The 21,675-nt window shown below is 72.0% G+C and carries 20 protein-coding genes and 1 other RNA gene; 9 read left to right on the top strand and 12 right to left on the bottom strand.

Annotated features, from left to right (window positions below):
* Positions 1-64 precede the first annotated feature (64 nt).
* Both IEY79_RS15835 and IEY79_RS15830 read right to left on the bottom strand, forming a co-directional pair.
* Positions 65-244 carry a hypothetical protein gene (locus IEY79_RS15835; RefSeq protein ID WP_189108097.1) on the bottom strand — a complete coding sequence of 60 codons (180 nt, stop codon included), beginning with the start codon at positions 242-244 and terminating at the stop codon, positions 65-67.
* Between the two features lie 117 nt (positions 245-361).
* The gene (locus IEY79_RS15830) at positions 362-1,615 is read right to left on the bottom strand and encodes a hypothetical protein (RefSeq protein WP_189108096.1); all 1,254 of its coding nucleotides are present in this window, start codon (positions 1,613-1,615) and stop codon (positions 362-364) included.
* Between the two features lie 182 nt (positions 1,616-1,797).
* On the opposite strand from IEY79_RS15830, the gene IEY79_RS15825 reads away from it, so the two are divergent.
* The 5 genes from IEY79_RS15825 to IEY79_RS15805 all read left to right on the top strand — a co-directional run bounded on the left by IEY79_RS15825 (position 1,798) and on the right by IEY79_RS15805 (position 6,712).
* Complete coding sequence (locus IEY79_RS15825; RefSeq protein ID WP_189108095.1) at positions 1,798-2,832, top strand: ABC transporter substrate-binding protein; 1,035 nt, start codon at positions 1,798-1,800, stop codon at positions 2,830-2,832.
* A gap of 150 nt (positions 2,833-2,982) precedes the next feature.
* On the top strand, positions 2,983-3,819 hold the full coding sequence (locus tag IEY79_RS15820; RefSeq protein ID WP_189108094.1) for a Nif3-like dinuclear metal center hexameric protein: 837 nt from the start codon (positions 2,983-2,985) through the stop codon (positions 3,817-3,819).
* Positions 3,816-4,559, top strand: a complete 744-nt coding sequence (locus IEY79_RS15815) for a zinc ribbon domain-containing protein (RefSeq protein WP_189108126.1) — start codon at positions 3,816-3,818, stop codon at positions 4,557-4,559. The genes IEY79_RS15820 and IEY79_RS15815 overlap by 4 nt, the downstream gene beginning before the upstream one ends.
* Positions 4,560-5,816 carry a bifunctional RNase H/acid phosphatase gene (locus tag IEY79_RS15810; RefSeq protein ID WP_189108093.1) on the top strand — a complete coding sequence of 419 codons (1,257 nt, stop codon included), beginning with the start codon at positions 4,560-4,562 and terminating at the stop codon, positions 5,814-5,816.
* A gap of 29 nt (positions 5,817-5,845) precedes the next feature.
* A complete protein-coding gene (locus IEY79_RS15805) occupies positions 5,846-6,712 on the top strand; it encodes a GNAT family N-acetyltransferase (protein ID WP_189108092.1) in 867 nt (288 codons plus the stop codon).
* A gap of 98 nt (positions 6,713-6,810) precedes the next feature.
* On the opposite strand, the gene eda is transcribed toward IEY79_RS15805, so the two are convergent.
* The 4 genes from eda to IEY79_RS15785 form a co-directional block, all read right to left on the bottom strand.
* On the bottom strand, positions 6,811-7,425 hold the full coding sequence (gene eda, locus IEY79_RS15800; protein WP_189108091.1) for a bifunctional 4-hydroxy-2-oxoglutarate aldolase/2-dehydro-3-deoxy-phosphogluconate aldolase: 615 nt from the start codon (positions 7,423-7,425) through the stop codon (positions 6,811-6,813).
* An 86-nt stretch (positions 7,426-7,511) separates the two neighbouring features.
* The gene (gene yaaA / locus IEY79_RS15795; protein WP_189108125.1) at positions 7,512-8,312 is read right to left on the bottom strand and encodes a peroxide stress protein YaaA; all 801 of its coding nucleotides are present in this window, start codon (positions 8,310-8,312) and stop codon (positions 7,512-7,514) included.
* A 120-nt stretch (positions 8,313-8,432) separates the two neighbouring features.
* Positions 8,433-9,293, bottom strand: a complete 861-nt coding sequence (locus IEY79_RS15790; RefSeq protein ID WP_189108090.1) for a hypothetical protein — start codon at positions 9,291-9,293, stop codon at positions 8,433-8,435.
* Positions 9,290-10,060 (bottom strand): MerR family transcriptional regulator, encoded by a 771-nt coding sequence (locus IEY79_RS15785; protein ID WP_189108089.1) that lies wholly within the window; start codon positions 10,058-10,060, stop codon positions 9,290-9,292. Before IEY79_RS15785 ends, IEY79_RS15790 begins: the two co-directional genes overlap by 4 nt.
* 94 nt (positions 10,061-10,154) lie before the next feature.
* Here IEY79_RS15785 and rnpB point away from each other — a divergent pair.
* Together rnpB and IEY79_RS15775 are read left to right on the top strand one after the other, a co-directional pair.
* Positions 10,155-10,573, top strand: an RNA gene (gene rnpB, locus IEY79_RS15780) — RNase P RNA component class A.
* Positions 10,574-10,658: 85 nt separating this feature from the next.
* Entirely contained in the window at positions 10,659-10,883 is a 225-nt protein-coding gene (locus IEY79_RS15775; RefSeq protein ID WP_189108088.1) for a hypothetical protein, read from the top strand.
* A gap of 12 nt (positions 10,884-10,895) precedes the next feature.
* Here IEY79_RS15775 and IEY79_RS15770 read toward each other — a convergent pair whose 3' ends face one another.
* From IEY79_RS15770 to IEY79_RS15760, 3 genes are all read right to left on the bottom strand, one after another.
* Positions 10,896-11,246, bottom strand: a complete 351-nt coding sequence (locus IEY79_RS15770; RefSeq protein WP_189108087.1) for a hypothetical protein — start codon at positions 11,244-11,246, stop codon at positions 10,896-10,898.
* Between the two features lie 267 nt (positions 11,247-11,513).
* Positions 11,514-12,407 (bottom strand): PhzF family phenazine biosynthesis protein, encoded by an 894-nt coding sequence (locus IEY79_RS15765; RefSeq protein ID WP_189108086.1) that lies wholly within the window; start codon positions 12,405-12,407, stop codon positions 11,514-11,516.
* Positions 12,408-12,478: 71 nt separating this feature from the next.
* On the bottom strand, positions 12,479-13,249 hold the full coding sequence (locus IEY79_RS15760; RefSeq protein WP_189108085.1) for an SDR family oxidoreductase: 771 nt from the start codon (positions 13,247-13,249) through the stop codon (positions 12,479-12,481).
* Positions 13,250-13,449: 200 nt separating this feature from the next.
* Between IEY79_RS15760 and IEY79_RS15755 the strand changes: the two genes are divergently transcribed.
* The gene (locus tag IEY79_RS15755) at positions 13,450-15,108 is read left to right on the top strand and encodes an alkaline phosphatase D family protein (protein WP_189108084.1); all 1,659 of its coding nucleotides are present in this window, start codon (positions 13,450-13,452) and stop codon (positions 15,106-15,108) included.
* A 93-nt stretch (positions 15,109-15,201) separates the two neighbouring features.
* Here IEY79_RS15755 and IEY79_RS15750 read toward each other — a convergent pair whose 3' ends face one another.
* Together IEY79_RS15750 and IEY79_RS15745 are read right to left on the bottom strand one after the other, a co-directional pair.
* Entirely contained in the window at positions 15,202-17,337 is a 2,136-nt protein-coding gene (locus IEY79_RS15750) for a SpoIIE family protein phosphatase (protein WP_229700886.1), read from the bottom strand.
* A gap of 340 nt (positions 17,338-17,677) precedes the next feature.
* Positions 17,678-18,646: a Gfo/Idh/MocA family protein gene (locus tag IEY79_RS15745; protein WP_229700890.1), complete on the bottom strand. Its 969-nt coding sequence runs from the start codon at positions 18,644-18,646 to the stop codon at positions 17,678-17,680.
* 145 nt (positions 18,647-18,791) lie between these two features.
* Between IEY79_RS15745 and IEY79_RS15740 the strand changes: the two genes are divergently transcribed.
* Complete coding sequence (locus tag IEY79_RS15740) at positions 18,792-20,111, top strand: Bcr/CflA family multidrug efflux MFS transporter (protein ID WP_189108082.1); 1,320 nt, start codon at positions 18,792-18,794, stop codon at positions 20,109-20,111.
* Positions 20,112-20,157: 46 nt separating this feature from the next.
* Here IEY79_RS15740 and IEY79_RS15735 read toward each other — a convergent pair whose 3' ends face one another.
* Complete coding sequence (locus IEY79_RS15735) at positions 20,158-21,471, bottom strand: hypothetical protein (protein ID WP_189108081.1); 1,314 nt, start codon at positions 21,469-21,471, stop codon at positions 20,158-20,160.
* Positions 21,472-21,675: the final 204 nt, after the last annotated feature.

The raw sequence follows: 21,675 nt of genomic DNA, 5'->3' as shown, positions 1-21,675 counted from the left end.
TCCTACGAAGCAGCTGTCACCCTCGCATCACTCCTGATGTGGGCGTGACATTTGACGACAGAACCTAGGACGCGTGGCCGCTCTGCCCGTTGTCCCCCGGGCGGCGGTGGCGTCCGTGCGCCGAGGACGGGGAGTCGTCCGTCGCGGCGGCCCCGCCCCGGTGTTTTCCGTGGCCGGTGTCGTCCCGGTCGCCGACCGCCTGGTGCGGACGGTTCTGGGCCGTGTCTGTTCGGCTTTCAGACATGTGGGAAGTCACCCCGTTGGATCGCTGATGTCGCTGATGTCGCCGCTTGCGTGGCACACGGGAGGCCGGCCGTCCCCGTACCGACCGACCGGACCCGCGGCAAAATACTAACCAGCTCTACCCGGCGGCCGTTCGCCCGGTGAGGGGTGCCTGCTGCAGGGGAACCGGCTTGCGGACCAGGCGAGTTGGACGGGACGCGGGCCCATTTTCGTCCGTGACTTCCACTTGTGCGGGTTCCGTGATCAATTCGGGTCCTCCGTCCCCCGTCGCGGGATGCCAGGTGTCCATCGGTATGTCCCGGGGGGCATCACGCGGCGTCTCCACCCGGGCCACGCCGCACGGCATGGTGCCCGTGACGTACGGCAGTTGGAGGACCCCTTCCGGCGACCACAGCCCCGTCCCCGCCAACCAGCCGTCCGGCGCCTCCTGTTGATGGAGCTGCCGGCTCGACGGCCGCCAGGTCCCGACCCAGGTGCCGCCCGGCCCGTCGATCCGCAGCGCGACCGCGCAGCTCTCCGGCATCAGAACCTGCCCCGGCTGTACGGCGAAAGGGGTGACCGCGCACTCGGCCGGCCGCAGACACTCGGGGAAGCGCACCGGCCGCGCGCTGCCCAGCACGCCCCAGCCCAGCCGGTCGTGGCCCGGCGCGTCCGAACGGATCAGCAGCAGACCGCTGTCGGCGTCCGCCAGCAGCAGCCGGTCGTTGCTCTCCTCGGTGATCTGGAGCAACGGGCTGACCTCGCCGCCCCGTTGCAGGTCGACGGCGACGGACTTGACCACGCCGTCCAGTTCGCGGTCGAGGGCCAGCAGCCGCCCCGTACGGTCGAGCCAGACGCCGCCCGTGCAGCGTCCACGTACGGTCGCGACCGGCTCCGGGCCGAACGCGCCGCCCGCCACCAGCCAGAGCGTGGTGCCGTGTTCGCCGGGGGCCAGGGCATAGGCGCTCGTACCGTCGGGCGACGGCGGCAGCAGGGTGAGACGCGGGCACTCGACCGCGCCCAGGGGCAGTTCACCCGTGCCCGGCCCCGTCGGATACAGCAGCGAGAACGCCTGCCGGTCCGCCACCCGACGGTGGATCAGCACCCGCCCGTCGATCAGCGGCAGCACCTTGGCGTCGGGCTCCTCGGGCTGGTCGAGCGGGAGCGGTACGGCGTACGGCTCCGGCCCGTTCAGCGTCCACCGCTCCGGGAACCAGGCCGCACCGGTGCCGTCCCCCTCCCCGTCCTCCCGTTCGGAAGGGTTCGCGCCCGCCTCCGCACCGAGGGTCAGCCGCGCCGCGTAGGAACCGTCCGCCGCGATCACGAATCCCGCGCACCGGGCGGCCCCGTCCGGTGCGGTGTTCTCCCCGCTCTCCGTGACACAGGCTGTCATCGCTCTGTCACCTCCGGCGACGACGCTAGGTTCGCACTCGCTGCCGTACAACACGGGCCAACTCGCTTCACACATAAGGGTGGCTGGTCAAGCGTTCGGCTGAGGGGGAGGGGGCGGTTGTGCTGAGCCGGAAGGGCATGCATAAGGTAAGGCATCCCTAAGTAAGAAACTTTGGAGCACAGATGTCCGTTCGACGCCGCGGCACAGCCGCACTCGTGGCCCTGGCCGCCGCCCTCTCACTCGCGGCCTGCGGTACCGGCGGAGGGGCGGACGAGTCCTCCCCGCCCGGCACCGACGCGGACAAGAAGGCTGTCGCCACGGGTGGCAAGGACTTCGCCGACGCGGCGAAGAAGACCGCGGGCTACGGCACCGACGCCAAGCCGGGCGAGTTCCCCCGTACCGTCACCCATGCCCTCGGCAAGACCGTCCTGAAGGCCCGACCGGAGCGCGTCATCGTGCTCGACGTGGGCGAGTTCGACAACGTTGTTTCCCTCGGCCTCGAACCCGTCGGCTACGCGCCCACGGAGGGCGCCGCCGCCATACCGTCCTACCTCAAGAAGGGCGCGGGCAGCCCGAAGAGCGTCGGCACCAGCAACGGCCTCAACCTGGAGGCGATCGCGGCCCTCAAGCCCGACCTGATCCTCGGCAGCCAGCTCCGCGCCGCCGACAAGTACGACGAGTTGGCGTCGATCGCCCCCACCGTGTTCTCCATCCGACCCGGCTTCCCCTGGAAGGAGAACCTCCGGCTCAACGCGGCGGCCCTCGACCGGAGCGCCGAGGCCGAGAAGGCACTCGACGCGTACGACGCGAAGGTCAAGGCACTGTCGGACGACATCGGCGCCGACAAGCCGACCATCTCGATGGTGCGCTACAGGCCGAACGAGACCCGGCTCTACGGCAAGGCGTCGTTCATCGGCATCATCCTTCAGGACATCGGTCTGCCGCGGCCCGCCAACCAGCAGATCAACGACCTCGCGATCGAGGTCAGCCCCGAGGAGATCGACCAGGCGGACGCGGACTGGATCTTCACCGGTGTGTACGGCGACCCCAAGTCCACCAAGCGGGACGCCGCGCGCGCGAACCCGCTCTGGAAGAACCTCAAGGCCGTCCGGTCGGGACAGGCCATCGACGTGTCCGACGAGACCTGGTACCTGGGCCTCGGCACCATCGCCGCCGGCCTGGTCCTGGACGATCTGCGAGGCTTCCTCGTCAAGTGACGTCCGGCCGGTCCGGGCGGACCGCCCTGTCCTCGACCGTCCCGTCCGGCGGTCGGGGACAGGTGTGGCCGGGAGAGAAGGCGGCCGTGGCCGGGGAAGCGGTCCCCGGCCATGGTCGCGGCACCATGGCAGGCAGGTAGCCTGGGCCCCGTGCCCCGCCTGTCCGAAGTCCTCGCCCAGCTCGATGCCCTCTGGCCGCCCGAGCGGGCCGAACAGTGGGACGCCGTCGGCACCGTCTGCGGCGATCCCGACGCCCCCGTGACCCGGGTCCTGATCGCGGTCGACCCCGTCCAGTCCGTCGTGGACGAGGCCCTGCGGCTCGGCGCCGACCTGATCCTCACCCACCACCCGCTCTATCTGCGGGGGACCACGACCGTGGCCGCCGGCACCTTCAAGGGCCGCGTCGTGCACACGCTCATCAAGAACGACATCGCGCTGCACGTCGCGCACACCAACGCCGACAGCGCCGATCCGGGAGTCTCCGACGCCCTCGCGGGCGCGCTCGGCCTGCGCGTGGTGGGCCCCCTCGTACCCGACCCGTCCGACCCCGACGGCCGCCGCGGGCTCGGCCGGATCTGCGTACTCGACCGCCCCGCGACCCTCCGCGACTTCGCCGCGCGCGCCGCGCACCGGCTGCCCGCCACCGCGCAGGGCATCCGCGTGGCCGGCGACCCCGACGCCCTCGTCGGCACCGTCGCCGTCAGCGGCGGATCCGGCGACAGCCTCTTCGACCAGGTACGGGCGGCCGGAGTGGACGCCTTCCTCACCGCCGACCTGCGCCACCACCCGGTCTCCGAGGCCACTCAGCACTCACCGCTGGGGCTGGTCGACGCCGCGCACTGGGCCACCGAGTGGCCCTGGTGCGAACTGGCGGCCACCCAGCTCGACGAGATCTCCGACCGCCACGACTGGGACCTGCGGGTCCATGTCTCGAAGACGGTCACCGACCCCTGGTCCTCCCACCATTCCTCAGGAGCCCCCAACTGAACGCCGAACCCGCCGACCAGATCCGACTCCTCGACGTCCAGGCCCTCGATCTGCGACTCCAGCAGCTCGCCCACCGGCGTGACTCGCTGCCCGAGCACGCCGAGATCGAGTCGCTGAACAAGGACCTCACCCAGCTGCGCGACCTGCTGGTCGCCTCGCAGACCGAGGAGAGCGACACCGCGCGCGAGCAGACGAAGGCGGAGCAGGACGTCGACCAGGTCCGCCAGCGCTCCGTACGCGACCAGCAGCGCCTCGACTCGGGCGCGGTCACCTCGCCCAAGGACCTCGAATCCCTCCAGCGCGAGATCGTCTCGCTCGCCAAGCGCCAGGGTGACCTGGAGGACGTCGTCCTCGAAGTCATGGAGCGCCGCGAGGCCGCGCAGGAGCGCGCGGCCGAGCTGACCGAGCGCGTCTCCTCCGTCCAGGCCAAGACGGACGACGCGGTCGCGCGGCGTGACGCCGCCGCCGAGAAGCTCGACGCCGAGGAGGCGACGGCTACCAAGGAGCGCGAGACCGTGTCGGCGACGATCCCCGCCGACCTGCTCAAGCTGTACGAGAAGCTGCGGGTGCAGCAGGGCGGTGTCGGCGCGGCCCGGCTCTACCAGCGCCGCTGCGAGGGCTGCCGGCTGGAGCTCAACATCACAGAGGTCAACGAGGTCAAGGCGGCGAGCCCCAGCACCGTCCTGCGGTGCGAGAACTGCCGCCGCATCCTTGTCCGTACCTCCGAATCGGGTCTGTAGATGCCGACATTCGTCGTCGAGGCGGACGGCGGGTCGCGGGGCAACCCCGGCCCGGCGGGTTACGGGGCCGTCGTACTCGACGCGGTGACCGGTGAGACGCTCGCCGAGGCCGCCGAGTACATCGGCGTCGCCACGAACAACGTCGCCGAGTACCGGGGCCTGATCGCCGGGCTGAAGGCCGCGAAAGCACTCGACCCGGCAGCCGACGTACGGGTCCGGATGGACTCCAAGCTCGTCGTGGAGCAGATGTCGGGCCGCTGGAAGATCAAGCACCCCGACATGAAGCCGCTGGCCGCCGAGGCGTCGCGGATCTACCCCACGGGGCAGGTCCGCTTCGAGTGGATCCCGCGCGAGAAGAACAAGCACGCCGACCGGCTCGCCAACGAGGCCATGGACGCGGGCAAGAAGGGCAAGCAGTGGGAGCCCTCGGCCTCCACGGCCGAGCTGGGCGCGGGAGCGAGGCGTACGGGCACCGCCTCCCGCAGGTCCGCGGCTCCCGCCCCCGAGGGACCGCCGGGGGACGCGGCGGCCGGCGCGGCGAAGGCGCGCGCGGCGCTGGCCGCCTCGTACGAACTCTCCGCCGCCGTCCCCGAGCAGACCGCCCCGCCCGTCGGCTGGGGCTCGGCCGACCTCGGCGCCCCCGCCACCTTCGTGCTGCTGCGGCACGGCGAGACGATGCTCACCCCCGAGAAGCGCTTCTCGGGCAGCGGCGGGAGTGACCCGGAGCTGTCGGCGGTGGGCCGCAGGCAGGCCGACGCCGTCGCGGCGGCGCTGGCCGCGCGCGGCACGATCCAGGCGATCGTCTCGTCGCCGCTGCTGCGCTGCCGCGAGACCGCGGGCGCCGTGGCCACCCGGCTCGGCCTGGAGGCCGGCGTCGAGGAAGGGCTGCGCGAGACGGACTTCGGCGCCTGGGAAGGGCTGACGTTCACCCAGGTCAGGGAGCGGTACGCGGACGACCTCAGCGCCTGGCTGGCCTCGCCCGACGTGGCGCCGACCGGGGGCGGCGAGAGCTTCAACTCGGTCGCGGCGCGGGTCGCGGCCACCCGTGACGCGCTGATCGAGCGGTACGCGGGACGTACCGTGCTGGTCGTCACCCATGTGACACCGGTGAAGACCCTGGTCAGACTGGCGCTGGGGGCACCGCCGGAGTCCCTGTTCCGGATGGAGCTGTCGGCCGCGTCGCTCTCGGCGGTCGCCTACTACGCGGACGGCAACGCGTCGGTACGTCTGCTGAACGACACGTCGCACCTGCGCTGAGCGCGGCGGGGGGAAGAGGGGGGCTCGGTGTGGGCTGGCAACTGACCGACGACGTCGAGGAGTTCCGTACGGCTGCGGACCCGTGCCTCGCGCTGGAGCCCGCCCGTTCGACGCTGCTGCTGACGATCAGCGAGTCCGTGCGTGCCCACGGGGCGGGGGCGGGGGCGTCGGCGCGATTCGGCCACTGGCGGGAGAGCGAGGACGCGCCGGTCTCCGCGGGCTTCGTCCAGACACCGCCGCTGCGCCCGCTGCTCGGTCCGATGCCGGACCGGGCGGCGCGCGAACTCGTACCCGTACTGCGCGCCCTCGACCCGTCGTTGAGTTCCGTACAGGGCGAGGAGGCGTGTGTACGGGCGTTCGCCGCCGAGTGGACGGGGTGCTCCGGCGGCTGGCATGTCTCGCACCGGGTAAGGCTGTTCCGTCTGGGCGAGCTGACCCCGCCGGACCCCGCCCCGGCCGGCCGGGCACGGCTCGCCACCGCCGAGGACCTGCCGCTCCTCGCCGAGTGGATGAGCGCCTTCGCCACCGACACCGGCCAGGCGGTCAGGGCGGACGAGGACTACACGCGGGCCACGGCGGAACGCATCGCCGTCGGCCGGCTGTGGCTGTGGGACGTCGCGGGCGCGCCGGTGGCCATGGCCTCGGTCACCCCGACCGTCGCGGGCCAGGCCCGGGTGTCGCCTGTCTACACGCCACTTCGGCTGCGTGGCCGTGGCTACGGGGGCGCGGTCACGGCGGCGGTCAGCCGGGCGGCGCGGGACGCGGGCGCCGAACAGGTGCTGCTCTACACGGACTTGGCCAACCCGACGAGCAACGCGCTCTACCAGCGGCTGGGCTACCGGCCGCTGACGGACAGTCAGGTTCTGACGTTCGACCGGGGCGTGCCTCAGAAGTAGCGTCGTAGGCCCGCGGGGCGGGGCTCATGGCGGTTGGCGCGTGCGATCGCGAGGCGGAGGATCGCCCTCGTACCGGGCGTACTCGGGCGCGTCGTGCCTCAGCGCAGGGCCGCCGCCTCGCGGGCCAGTTTCTCCACCCGCGACCAGTCCTTCTCCGCGATCGCCTCCGGCGGCAGCATCCAAGTGCCGCCCACACAGCCCACGTTGCCCAGTGCCAGATACGACCCCGCCGACGCCAGGGAGATCCCGCCCGTCGGACAGAACCGCGCCCGGGGCAGCGGTCCCGACAGGGACTTGAGGTACGCCGTGCCGCCCGCCGCCTCCGCCGGGAAGAACTTCATCTCGGTCACACCGAGTTCCAGCAGCGCCACGACCTCCGACGCCGTCGAGACCCCCGGCAGGAACGGCACCCCGGAAGCCAGCATCGCGTCGAGCAGTGTGCCGGTCCATCCGGGGCTGACCAGGAAGCGGGCCCCCGCCGCCACCGACTCCGTCACCGACCCCGGCGTAAGGACCGTCCCGGCCCCCACCACCGCCCCCGGCACCTCCGCCGCGATCGCCCGGATCGCGTCGAGCGCGACCGGCGTACGCAGGGTCACCTCGATCGCGGGCAGGCCGCCGGCCACGAGGGCGCGGGCCAGGGGCACGGCGTCGGCGACATCGTCCACGACGACGACAGGAACAACGGGGGCGAGGTCGAGCACGGATGTCATACGGTCATCCTGCCGCGCCGCCCACGCTCCCCGCAACGAGCGTTGCGCCCTGTGCAACGGGGGCGGTGGGGGGCCGACGGCGGCCCTCAGTGGATCTCCGTCACCACCACGTCCAGCGCCCACGGCCGCCCCGCCCCGCCGGGTTCGGCGACCTCCACCACGTACCCCAACTCGCGCAGCGTCTCCGCCAGTTGGCCGGGCCTCTTCGGCCGGGCACCGGCCGACAGCAGATCGCGGACGAGCCGCCCCTTCGTCGCCTTGTTGAAGTGGCTCACCACCGACCGCTTCTCCACACCGTCCACGAACTGCGCGTGCAGGACGCGCACCGTCGCCGTACGGGAGGCGACCTCACCCACCGGCTTCCAGGCCGATGTGTACGACGACGAGCGCAGGTCCAGTACGAGCCCGTCGCCCGCCACCTCGGGCAGCACCGGCGCCATCGCCTTGCGCCAGTGCGCGCTCAGCGCCCCGGTGCCCGGCAGCTTCACGCCCATCGAGCACCGGTACGACGGGATCCGGTCGCCGATCCGTACCGCACCCCACAGCCCGGAGAAGACCAGCAGCGACTTCCCGGCCCGCCGCCGGGCGGCGGTGTCCAGCGTGGACAGACCGAGCGCGTCGTACAGCACACCGGTGTAGATGTCCCCGGCCGGCCGCGTCCCCGCGGTCCGCAGCTCCACGTTCTTCGCGATCTCGCCGCGCAGCCCCTCGCTCAGGCCCAGGACCTCCGCGGCCTTCTCCTCGTCGGCGGCACACAGCTCGACCAGCTCGTCCAGTACGGCGGCGCGCGCCCCGGAAAGGGCGGGCAGTGACAGTGACTCCGGCTTCAGCGGAGCCCCGCGGCCGGAGGCGGCCTTGCCTTCCGACGGCGGCAACAGCACGAGCACGGTGGTTCTCCTCATGGACGTACGGAACGGGGGGTGCGGCCCCCGTTCCGCCAGGTTAAGCGGTGGAGCGCGCACGCACCCAGCCGCTTACCCGGTGCCCGCGCAGGGCCGTGTTCGCCCTCACACGCTGACGTCGCCGACGGCCTCGTCGGGTGCCTCGTCGCGCGCCTTCCCGAGCCGCGTGAGCCGGGCCACCAGCGCCGCCGGATCGTCCGCGTGGAAGCGGACCACCGTCGCCGTACCGCGTGCGCCCATGGGCCGTACGAACTCGACCGGCTCGGTCAGCTCCACCCGTACCGTCGTCTGGCCGCCCACGATCAGATCGAGTGTGCCGCCGGGCTCGTCGATCCGGATCAACGAGCCGTCCGGGTACCGGCGTTCGACGCGTGCCGAGCCGATCCGGTCTCCCGTGATCGTCATGTCGAACAGCGCGCCCCAGCGCACCCGGAGCGACCCGTCGGCGCCCACGACGTGCGGCCGGGTCACGCAGCTCGCGTGCAGCGCCAGCACCATCAGCACGCCGTACACGTCGAGCACCAGCAGGATCATGTGCACCAGCGGCCAGGGAATCAGTATCGCCAGTGCCACCGTCTCGACGACGGACACGAAGAGCAGGCCGTACATCATCGCCGTCTGCGGCCCGGTGTACGCGGCGGCGAGATCGCCCTCGCGTACGCCGTGCACACGCCGTCCCACCCACCGCACGAGGCTGGTCATGCCCCGCAGCTCGTTGACGATCAGCCGGCGCACGGTCGCGGGAACGGCCGCCTCCACGGCCCCGACGAAGGCGGCCCGCCGCTCCGCCCCGGCCAGGCGCGCCGCTTTGTAGTGCCGCCGTACGAGCACGGCCTCGGCCACCACCAGCGTGAGCACGACCACCTCGGCGGCCAGGATCACCGGCGTCGGAACGTCCACGCCCGCCAGCAGACACACGACCAGCGTGAACTCCGCCGGCACCACCACCCACAGGGCTCTGCTCATTCCGGTTTCTTCCCGTCCGTCTTCGTCGTCCGCCGCTTCCGCATCCGCCCGAGTGCCTCCATCACCAGCCGCCCCACCTCGGCCTGGGCCGGGGAGAAGTCGCGGAAAATCGCCGCCCCGACCCCCTCCGGCACCGGGGGCCCGTCCCCCTCCGGGATCGCGTCCAGCAACGCCTCCGGGACGACGGCCGTCAGCGCGTCGGCCAGCGGCCCGACTCGGGGATCGTCCGCCGCGGCTTCGGCGAGCTCGTCCAGCCGGGCGTAGAGCGAGAGGACGCCCGGGTCCTCCAGCAGGGGGTGCAGGGCCTCGTAGAACTCCTCGCCGCCGCCGGCGGTGTCCAGCAGGACGAGCAGCTCGCGGTCCTTGGCCGCCATCGCCGAATCCGTGTCCGGCGCGGCCCGCAGCAACCGCGCCAGCGTGGGCGACACCGGCCCCTCGGGCGGCAGCGGCTCCGTCATCAGCTCGGCGAGCCTGCGCCGCCTGCCGCGAATCTCCTCCTCCTGCCGCGCCAGATCGGCGTCCAGCTCGCCGAGCACCTCCGCCAGCTCGCGCCCGGCGTCGTCGGCGAGGACGTCCCGTACCTCGTCCAGGCTGAGCCCCAGCTCCGAGAGCCGCCGGATCCTGGCGAGGAGTACGGCGTCCCGCACGGAGTAGACGCGGTACCCGTTGGCACGCCTCTCGGGCTCGGGCAACAGCCCCATGTGGTGGTAGTGCCGCACCGCCCGCGAGGTGACCCCCACGAGTGCGGCGATCTCTCCGATTCGCATGGCTCCAGTAGAAACCCTGACGTTGCGGCAAGGTCAAGGACATGGCCGGCGGCCGCGGGCCCGCCAGGACGGGTACCATGGCGATCACGGCAGACGAGCCGGGCGGACGGCCGCGTGAGGATCTCCGGATCCTCCCGAGGAACGTCCGGACTCCACAGGGCAAGGTGGTGGGTAACGCCCACCCGGGGTGACCCGCGGGACAGTGCCACAGAAAACAGACCGCCGGGACTGTGCTCTTTTCGAAGAGGACGGTCCCCGGTAAGGGTGAAACGGTGGTGTAAGAGACCACCAGCGCCTGAGGTGACTCAGGCGGCTAGGTAAACCCCACTTGGAGCAAGGTCAAGAGGGACCGTCGCGAGACGGTCCTGCGCGGACGTTCGAGGGCTGCCCGCCCGAGTCCGCGGGTAGACCGCACGAGGCCGACGGCAACGTCGGTCCTAGATGGATGGCCGTCTCCCCGGCCGCCGCGAGGCGACCGGGCGACAGAATCCGGCGTAGAGCCCGACTCGTCTGCCGCTTGCCACCCGCTGGCCCCTCAGGTCCCCCCCGGCCGTGAAATGACATGACCGGCGGGCGGGCCAGGGGCGAGAATCCCGGCATGCCCGCACCCACAGGTTTCAGTTACGAGCGGCACGCCGACGGCAGTGTCGTCATCACGCATCAGGGGCGGATCGCGGGCACCCTGCGCGGCGGGCGCGCCGACAAGTTCCTCGCCCAGGTCGCGAGCGGGGACGCGCAGTTGGTCATGGCGCGGTGGACCGGGTCGTACAAATTCGGGAACGAGCGTACGGCCCGCGACCACCCCAGGAACCGGGGGCGCTGACGGTCGCCCCGGTCACAGCTCCTCGGCGCGCAGCGCCAGATCCTGGAGGATGTCGGCCGAGGAGACCTCGGGGCCGCCGGCGTCGTGCACCCGGGCCAGGGTCACGAAGGCGAGCGTGAACGCTCCCACGAGCTGCTCCACCGCGCCGCCGACCTCCCGGCCGAGCAGGGTGCTGAGTTCTTCGGGGGTCGCGTCGGCCGGCACCTCGACGCGCGGCATCGTCTCGTTGAGCAGTTCGGTCACGACGCCCATCTCGGCGTCCATGTCCTGCTCCTGACCGGTGTCCTCCTCAAGTCGACGCTGCCAGTCACCGGCCTGCGTCAGGATGGCGATCACGCGCTTCAGGACCTCGCTCTGCTCCATGCCGTGAGCATAGGCGGGCGGGATGGGGCGCGTGGGTAGCAGCGCGAGCCGGTGGAGTGAGTCGCACGCTCCCCGCCGGTGCGGGTCCCGGGCGTCCGGCCGGTCGCCTACGCGTCGCGGACCCCGGCCCCACGCCCGGGTCCGGCCCGCTGAGCGCGGCCCAACTCACCCGAATCGCGCGGCTGTTGCGCCACAGGCGCATTCACCCCCGGCCCGGCCTGGGACTGCCGCGATCGGCCCCGGCCGGGAAGATCCGCCGGACACGCATTAGAGCGACTCCGCCGGGATGGCCGTCCCCGCCCCGGACACCCGCACGCGCGCGTCGCCCGCGCGCAGTTCCACGGTCAGGACGCCGGGCCGGCCCATGTCCACGCCCTGGTGGAGGGTGAGCACCGACGTGTCGGGGACAAGGCCGAGTTCACGCGCGTACGCCCCGAACGCCGCCGCCGCGGCGCCCGTCGCCGGGTCCTCGACCACGCCGCCCACCGGGAACGGGTCGCGTACGTGGAAGACGTCCGCCGACTCGCGCCACACCAGTTGCACCGTGGTCAGGTCCAGCCGGTGCATCAGCGCTTCGAGGCGGGCGAAGTCGTAGGACAGGTCCGCCAGTCGGGCCCGGGTCGCCGCGCCGACGACGAGGTGGCGGGCCCCGCCGTACGCGATGCGCGGGGGCAGGTCCGGGTCGAGATCACCGGCCGGCCAGTCGAGGGCGGCCAGCGCCTCGGTGAGGTCGGCCTCCTCGACCTCCTCGACGTGCGGCTCGACGCTGGTGAGGGTCGCCCGCAGCGGACCGCCGTCCCGCGTGGCGGCGACCGTGACCGGTACGGTCCCGGCGCGTGTCTCGAAGACCAGGTCGCCCGCGCCGATCCGTTCGGCCAGCGCGATCGCGGTGGCGACGGTGGCGTGCCCGCAGAACGGGACCTCGGCCTTCGGGCTGAAGTATCTGATGGTGAACGCGCGCCCGGGCTCCCCGGCACCGTCCGGCGCGGGCGCCGTCAGGAACGCCGACTCGCTGTAACCGAGGTCGGCGGCGATCGCGAGCATCGCGTCGTCCGTGAGCCGGGACGCGTCGAGCACGACGCCGGCGGGGTTGCCGCCGGCGGGATCGGTCGAGAAGGCGGTGTAGCGCAGGACTTCGCCGGTCAGTGTCGGTTCGCTCATGCGCGTGCCAACGACGGGCGACGGGGAGGCATTCCCTCCGCGCCGCCCCGGCGCCGCCCTCGCGCCGCCCCTCAGCCCCGCCCGATGAACGGCATCGCCGTCGCCAGTACCGTCGCGAACTGGATGTTCGCCTCCAGGGGCAACTCCGCCATGTGCAGCACTGTCGTCGCCACGTCCGCCGCGTCCATCACCGGCTCCACGGCCAGTTCGCCGTTCGCCTGCGGGACGCCGAGCCCCATCCGCTGGGTCATGTCCGTGGCCGCGTTGCCGATGTCGATCTGGCCGCACGCTATGCGGTACGGACGGCCGTCCAGCGACAGCGACTTGGTGAGGCCCGTGAGCGCGTGCTTCGTCGCCGTGTAGGCCACCGACCGCGGCCGGGGCGTATGCGCCGAGATGGAGCCGTTGTTGATGATCCGGCCGCCCTGCGGGTCCTGGTCCTTCATCAGCCGGAACGCCGCCTGCGCGCACAGGAACGAGCCTGTCAGGTTGGTGTCGACGACCTTGCGCCACGCCGAGTAGGGCAGCTCCTCCAGCGGTACGCCGCCGGGGCCGAACGTGCCCGCGTTGTTGAAGAGGAAGTCGATCCGGCCGTACCGCTCGCGCACCGTCCCGAAGAGCGCGTCCACGTCCTCCGGGCGCGCGACGTCCGTCGGGACGCACACCGTACCGGCCGTCCCGGACGCCGATTCCGCCGCCATCGCGGCCGTCTCCTCAAGGCGTTCGGCCTTCCGCCCCGCGAGTACGACCGACCAGCCCGCGCCCGTCAGGGCGACGGAGACGCCCCGCCCGATGCCCGAACCCGCTCCCGTCACCACAGCGATCTTCCGCTCAGCATCCATGGGGCCGCAGCGTACGGGAGGAGGCGCGGCGGGCATACGGGACCGGCGAGCCGTGACCGGGCGCAATTGGCGGTGGCATATAACAGGCGCACGGGGAACTCATCAGGCGGACATCCCGATGTTGTGTACCCGACAACGATCGGACGTCACGCCCGGCTGCACTTCCTCTGACAACAGCCGTCAGGGGAGGGGCACATCACATGACACCCGCACGCACAGGTATGTCCAGCAGTGGGACCGCCGCGCACTCGCCCGAGATGAGGGCCGCCGCGGCCCACCTCGGCCGCCGCCGTTTCCTCACCGTCACGGGCGCGGCCGCCGCGCTCGCCTTCGCCGTCAACCTGCCCACGGCGGGCACGGCGAGCGCCGCCGAGCTGGACGCCTCGAAGATCAAGAGCGACCCCTTCACCCTGGGCGTCGGCTCGGGCGACCCGCAGCCCGCCTCCGTACTGCTCTGGACCCGTCTGGCGCCCAGCCCGTACCAGGCCGACAGCGGTCTGCCCCGGGCCAGGGTCTCCGTGCGCTGGGAGGTCTCCCACGACGAGCGGTTCACGCGTGTCGTCAGACGCGGAACCACCACGGCCCACCCGGAGTTCGACCACAGCGTCCACGTCGAGGTCCCCGGCCTGGACGCGGACCGCTTCTACTTCTACCGCTTCCGCGCGGGCAAGTGGATCAGCCCGGTCGGCCGCACCCGTACCGCCCCCGCGCGCTCCGCGAACATCGGTGAGCTCAAGCTCGCCGCCGTCTCCTGCCAGGCGTACCACGACGGTTACTTCACCGCGTACAAGCACCTGGCCGCCGAGGACCTCGACGTCGTCATCCACCTCGGCGACTACCTCTACGAGTACGCCGTCACGGCGGTCGGCGGCGCCCGCAACTACACCGACAGGCGGCTGCCCGCGCACTACAACCGCGAGACCATCACGCTGGAGGACTACCGGCTGCGCTACGGCCTCTACAAGTCCGACCCGGACCTGATGGCCGCGCACGGCGCGCACCCCTTCATCGTCACGTGGGACGACCACGAGACGGAGAACAACTACGCGGACGAGACGCCCGAGAACGATGTCCCGCCGGAGGAGTTCCTGCTGCGCAGGGCCGCCGCCTACCGCGCGTACTGGGAGAACCAGCCGCTGCGCGCCCCGCAGCAGCCCGACGGACCCGACATGCAGCTCTATCGCCGGCTGCACTTCGGGCGCCTCGCGCAGTTCGACATCCTCGACACCCGCCAGTACCGCTCCAACCAGGCGTACGGGGACGGCTGGCAGGTTCCGGGCCCGGAGTCCGAGGACCCGACGCGTACATTGACCGGCGAGACGCAGGAGCGGTGGCTGCTGAACGGCTGGAAGCAGTCCCGCGCCACCTGGAACCTGCTGCCGCAGCAGGTCACCTTCGCGCAGCGCCGTGACGTTCCTGGGGAGAACTTCAAGCTGTCGATGGACAGTTGGGACGGCTACCCGGCGTCCCGGCAGCGGATCCTGGACGGCGCCCAGGCGGCCGGTCTCGACAACCTGATGGTGCTGACCGGCGATGTGCACGTCGGCTACGGCTTCGACCTCAAGGCCGACTTCAACGACCCCGCCTCCCGCACCGTGGGCACCGAGGTCGTCGCCACCTCCATCGCCAGCGGCAAGGACGGCGCCGACAAGCCCGCCAGCTGGGAGAACCAGACCACCGCCAACCCGCACATGAAGTTCTACAACGGGCGGCGCGGTTATGTGACCGTCACGCTCGGCAAGCAGCAGGCGCGGGCCGACTTCAAGACGGTGTCCGCCGTCACGACGCCCGGCGCGCCCCTCTCGACGGCCGGCTCCTTCGTGACCGAGGCGGGCGACCCGGGCCTCAAGCCCGTCTGACGCTCCGCCTCATCAGGAAGGGGCGGGCCGGTGCCGTCGGCGAAGGCCGCCGACGGCACCGGTCCGCCTTCCGTCCGGCGTCCGGCCGCCCGGTCAGGAGTCGGCCCGACGGCGGAGCAGCAGGAGAGCGATGTCGTCCAGCCGGGGGGCGGACTCCTCGGCATGGCGCATGAGGGCGTCGGCGAGCTGGTCGAGGTCCCTGCTTTGATCCCGGCCGACGCGCCGCGCGAGGTCGTCGGTGATGTCGTCGATGTCCGTGCCGGGGATCTCCACGAGCCCGTCGGTGTAGAGGGCGAGTACCGAGCCGGGTGGAAACGGGAGTCCGGTGGTGGGGTATTCGCCGTCGGGTTCGATGCCCAGCAGCAGTCCGGGTGGCACGCGGAGAACTTCGGTGGCTCCGCCGGGATGGCGGAGCACGGCCGGCGGGTGCCCGGCGCTGGCGAGATGGACGCGGTTGTGGGCGAGGTCGAGGCGGGCGACCAGACAACTGGTGAACAGCCCGGCGTCGAGGTCCGCGAGGAGCACATTGGTACGCGCGAGGAGCTCCCCCGGAGGCGTATCGGCGTTCGCGTGGGCGTGGACGGCGGTGCGGACCTGCCCCATGAGGGCGGCGGCAGCGGTGTTGTGGCCCTGGACGTCGCCGATCGCGGCCGTGACCGTGGTCGTGCCGCAGACGAGGTCGTAGAAGTCGCCGCCGACGTCGGTGCCCCGGCCGGCCGGAAGATAGCGGGCGGCGACGTCCAGGCCGTCGACGCCCGGCAGCGCGCGGGGCAGCAGGGAGGTCTGCAGGGCGTGGGCGAGGGCGTGTTTGGTGTCGTAGAGACGGGCGCGGTCCAGGGCCTGCGCGATGAGCCCGGCCAGTGAGGTGAGGATGGCGCGTTCGGCCGGGGGAAACGAGCGGGGCTGGTCGTAGGAGAGAGTCAGGGACCCGATGGGGCGGCCGGAGGCGGTCAGCGGCAGAAAGGCCCAGGCGCTCCTGTTCCGGTAGCGGGGCGCATCGGGGTAGTCGCGCAGGAAGTCGTCGAAGGTCGGGAAGAAGCTGGGGGCGTCGGTCGCCAGGGCGCGCGTGGCCGGGCTGCGGAAGGTCAGGGGCGCACCGTCGATGCGGTCGACGAACTCGGTGCTGTAGCCGCGCTGACCGATGGCGTGCAGCCGGCCCTCCTCGACCAGCAGGAGGACCAGGCCCTGCGGGCCGAAGCCGGGCACGATCTGGTCGGCGGCGAGATCGACCACGTCCTGGACGCCCACGGCCTCGGCGAGTACGGCCGACATGTGCGTCAGGTGGTACAGCCCCATCGCACCGACCGGTTCGCCCTCCGACGGGGCCTCCTGGGAGGTGACGTGCTCCTGGCCGGTGGCGGGTGTGATGTGCACGCTGATACCGCTGCCGCCGGGGTACAGCTCGAAGAGAAGCGGTGTCTCGGGTGGGCGAACGGCGGTGAACGAGGTGGACCGGCGGGCGATCACCGCGTATCGGAAACGGTCTTCGAACACCGGACCGTTCAGCCAGTGCAGCACTTCCCAGGGGTAGTTGCCCAGGAGGGCGACCGGATCGACGCCCACGAGATCGGCCCCGGCGGGATTGATGAACGTCACCTTGCCGTCGAGGTCCAGCTCGCAGCAGCCGAGCGGAAGGCGCTCGGTGAAGCGGAGCGCGGCCGTGGCACGGGCGGGATCGGGCCGGCCCGACGCCACGGGCAGCGACCGCGGTTCCCGCGGGGGCAGCAGCGGACGGCCTCGGTCGTGGGCCCGCTCCAGCAACCCCGCGGCGTTCCGGCAGAAGGCGGAGAGCGCCTCGCTGTCGCGCGGACGGAGCCCCGGGGGGTGCCGGACGGGCCACACCAGTGCGATACCGCCCCACACCCGGGTTCCACTGGTCACCGGCAGCGCGGCGAGCATGAAGTCGTACGGCACCACGATGCCCAGCTGCGGGTAGCGGCCGGACATCTCCCCCTGGCTGCCCAGCCACACCGGGTGCCGTTGCCGGACGGCGTCCACGACGGGGCTCGACACGTCCAGAGGGGCACGGTGCCAGGGCGCGGCGACCCGCGGTGACACGCCGGAGACCAGCGTCAGCCACAACACCTGTTCACCGGGCGGCAGCAGATACAGCAGAGCGATCGACGCGTCGGTCTCGCGCATGACCACGGTCATCAGTCCGTCCAGGGCGCCGAACCCGGGGTCGGGACCGGAGTCGGGACCGGAGTCGGAGTCGGCGGGCCGCGGCACGGCGCTCAGCCGGCCCGGGGAGCGGGTGCGGTAGCGGGGCGAACGCGGCCGGCACGGCTGCGTGCCGCCTCTTCCCGGATCACGGCTTCCTCCTGCCGGTGACGGCGGGCACGCCACGCTGCCTGCCGGTGCGACGGCCGACGGAACCGGCGGCCAAGCGCCGGAGAGAGCGGAGCTCTCCACCAGTCGCGGCGAACAAGGTAACCCATAAGCGGACAATGGGCCCGGATCTCGGCGGCGGCGCCCTTTTGTGCCGTAGGCGGGAGTCTGTGCCGTACTCCGGGGCGGCGGTACTCCCGGGCGGCGGGCGCCTCGCCGCCCGGCCGGACCGCGCCTCCCGTCAGGCCGCCTCGTCCACCGGGTAGCGGACGCCGACCCGCTCACGTACCGCGTCGAGCGTCCGCATCACGGCCAGGCTGCCGTCCAGCGGCACCAGCGGCGACTCCGTCTCCCCGGCCCGCAGGCACCGCATCACCTCGGCCGCCTCGTGCTGCATCCCCGTCAACCCGCTCTCGACCGTGTGCTGTTCGGGCTCCCGCCCGTCCCGGTGCAGTACGAAGGCGTCCGGTGCGAAGAAGCCGCTCGGCAGTTCGATCCGGCCCGCCGTGCCGGTGACCGTCGCGGTCGACGGCGTCCCGGCGGTCACCGAGCAGCTGAGCAGAGCCGTCGCCCCGGACTCCCAGCCCAGCAGCATCCCCGTGTTGAGATCCACACCCTCGGGCGAGAGGAGCGCGTCGGCCTGTACGCGGTCGGGCTCGCCCAGAATCAGCTGCGCGAACGACACCGGGTAGACCCCGAGGTCCAGCAGCGCGCCGCCGCCGAGCGCGGGATCACGCAGCCGGTGCTCGGGACCGAAGGGACCCTGGAGCCCGAAGTCGGCCTGCACCGTGCGGACTTCACCGATTGCCCCGTCCGCGATCAGCTCCGTCATCCGGCGGATCACCGGGCTGCAGTACATCCACATGGCCTCCATCAGGAAGAGACCCCGCTCCTGTGCGAGCGCCACCAACTCGCCGGCCTCGCGGGAGTTGAGCGTGAACGCCTTCTCGCACAGCACCGGCTTCCCCGCTTCGAGGGCGAGCCCCGCCGCGGCGCGGTGCGCGGAGTGCGGCGTCGCGACGTACACCACGTCCACGTCCGGATCGGCGACGAGCCCGGCCCAGTCGCCGTACGCCCGTGGGATGTCGAACCGGTCGGCGAACGCCTTCGCCGACGCCTCGCTCCGCGAGGCAACAGCGACGACTTCGGCGCCCGCCATGCGCCGCACGTCCGCGGTGAACGTCGCGGCTATGCCGCCCGTGGCGAGGATGCCCCACCGCGTCGTGCCGTCGCCGGTCCCGGCCACGCCGTTTCTGTCTTGTTCCGCCGTCATATATGCCCCTTACATAAAAAGGTCTCGACCACTCGGCCAGAGCTGAGAGCATAGGGAGGGTTTCAACTACATGGAGATGTGAATGCCGGACGGCGGCCAGAGCACACGCGCACGCAAAGGGCACATACCCAGCTCTCCGGCCGCGACGGGGAGCGGCACCGGCGTCGACATCCCCGCCGCGCGACGCGCCGGAATCGTGGTCACTCTCGTCCTCGGCGGGCTCACCGCACTCCCGCCGCTGTCGATGGACATGTACCTCCCGGCGCTCCCCGCCGTCACCCGCGCCCTCGGCTCGTCGGCGGCCACCGCGCAGCTCACCCTCACCGCCTGTCTGACCGGTATGGCCCTCGGCCAGCTGGTCGTGGGACCGATGAGTGACAGGTGGGGACGCCGGAAGCCGCTGCTGCTCGGCATGGTCGTGTACGTCTTCGCCACCGCGATCTGCGCCCTGGCCCCCACCGTCGAACTGCTCATCGGCTTCCGGCTTCTCCAGGGGCTGGCGGGCGCGGCGGGCATCGTGATCGCCCGTGCCGTCGTACGTGATCTCTACGACGGTGTCGAGATGGCCCGGTTCTTCTCCACGCTGATGCTGATCTCCGGCGTCGCGCCGGTGATCGCCCCGGTGATCGGCGGCCAGGTGCTCCAGGTCACGGACTGGCGCGGCATCTTCGTCGTCCTGACGGTCGTCGGCATCGCGCTGACCCTCGTCGTCGTGAAGTGGCTGCACGAGACGCTGCCGAGCGAGAAGCGGCACAGCGGCGGCGTCGGCGAAGCGCTCAGCACGATGCGCGGGCTGCTCGCCGACCGCGTCTTCACCGGCTACATGCTGGCGGGCGGGCTCGCCTTCGCGGCCCTCTTCGCGTACATCGCCGCCTCGCCGTTCGTGGTCCAGGAGATCTACGGCGCCTCGCCGCAGACCTACAGCCTGCTCTTCGGCATCAACTCCATCGGTCTGATCACCGTCGGGCAGATCAACGGCCGGCTGCTCGTCGGCCGGGTCAGCATGGACAAGGTGCTGACCGTCGGCCTGGTCGTCATCACGCTCGCCGGGGCGGCGCTGCTGCTGATGACCAGCGGGGTGTTCGGCGAGCCCGGGCTCGTCGCGGTCGCGGCCGGGCTGTTCGTCCTGATGTCGGCCATGGGCCTCGCGATGCCCAACACGAACGCCCTGGCGCTGATGCGGACCCCGCACGCCGCCGGGTCGGCTTCGGCCCTCATCGGTACGGCATCGTTCCTGATCGGCGCCGTCGCGTCACCGCTCGTCGGGATCGCGGGCGAGGAGACGGCGGTGCCCATGGCCGTCGTGCAGGTGGTGTGCGGCGTCGGGTCGCTGGTCTGCTTCCTGGCGCTGTGCCGCCCGTGGCAGCCGCAGCACCGCGCCGCCCAGCCCGTCGGTCCCTGAGCCCTCTCCCGGGTCGGCGACCCGACGGGGGCCCGGTTCTCGGGGCTCAGCCCTCGTCGCGCCGCAGATAGGCGATCAGATGCGGGCGGTCGCCTCCGTCCGTCCAGCGGAACAGCCCCACCCCGTTCGCGTCCCCGCTCGGCAGCCGCACATTGAGCGGCAGCGGCTCGGGCTCACCGGTGGTGAGACTCACCTGTACGGGATCGCCGCCGCCGGACAGGGCGTCCGTCACGTTACGGGCGCTCGTCGCCCCGTACGCCACCCCCGTGTCCGTCACCGACGTCAGTGTCAGCGGCCTGGTGCCGTCCGACTCCTCGAAGCAGAACGCCTTCTTCTCGTCCAGGTCGAAGGCGAGCCTGCCCGCGATGAGGTAGCGGCCGTCGGGGGAGGAGACGAGCTGCGGCTCGGCGCCCGGATTGATCGCGGGCTTACGGCACCGCACCTGCGCCACCATCTTGCCGGTGTCCAGGGCGTGCACCACCCACATCTCGTGGGTGGCCGCGTCCTTCGCGCCCTTCTTCTTCTGCCACTTCGCCAGCACATGCTCGGCCGACATGGAGGCGGGCACTCCGGAGGTCGGCTCGGTGCCCTTCGGCGCGACCTTCCTGCTGAACCAGCCGCCCCGTACCCAGAACTCCTTCGCGCCGCTCACCAGCAGGCCGCTGGCGGTCACGCCGCGTACCTCGGTCAGCTTCTTGCAGTTCGGGCAGCCCTTCGGGAAGCCGAGCGAGCCCGGCGCGGTCCGGGACACCTCGCCGGTCGACGGGTCCACGACCGCGCTGACGGCCTTGCCGTCGCTGATCAGAATGCCGGGGCCGGTGCCGGTGACGGTCGGCGCGTCCGTCCAGGGCACCTCGACGCGCCGCTGCTCACCGGTGGTCGCGTCGTACACGTCGAGGGAGACGAGCGAGTCGGCCGACGCCAGGGCGTACTCGCCGAGGCGCCCGTACGACCAGGTCACGAAGTACTGCTTGTCGCCCTTGGTCACCGACAGCAGCCGGGGGTACCGGTCCACCGGCGCCAGGGGCCGCCACGCCTGGCCCGACCAGCCGGACTTCCCGGTCTCGGTGTACTGGGTGCGCAGCTGGTACCGGTTGTCGTCGACCCGCGCCAGATACGCGACGAGACCGGTGGCGGAGGCGACCGCGTACTGCGGCGACACGTCCTCGATCTCCCAGCCGCGCCGGGTGTTGTAGGCGTCGGGCACGTTCAGCTGAGTCTCGGGGCCGGAGCTCGCCACCGGTTTGCGGGGCTTGGCGTCGTCCTTGGTGCCGCCGCAGCTGGCGAGGACGAGCAGCATCACCAGGATCAGCACCCCGGCGATGAGCGTGATGCGCACGATCTTCTGCCGCTTGGTCATCAAGGACATCGGCGTCAGACCGCGAGCACGGTAAAACGACAACTTGGTCCCCCCGCGAGCACGGTGTGGCGATGGAGCGGCAACGGCCGTCAGCGTAGCAACTGGGTAGGCGCCCGCCGCAGTTCGGTGCTGTCCCGATTCCGTCCCCGTTCCGTGCCCGCCGAGTGTCGGACAGTCGGATTCCGGCCACACCCCGGGCGCCTA

It is taken from the genome of Streptomyces camponoticapitis (genome assembly GCF_014646115.1).
GTDB classification, from domain to species: domain Bacteria; phylum Actinomycetota; class Actinomycetes; order Streptomycetales; family Streptomycetaceae; genus Streptomyces; species Streptomyces camponoticapitis.
This window is presented reverse-complemented; position numbering and strand designations above follow the sequence as displayed.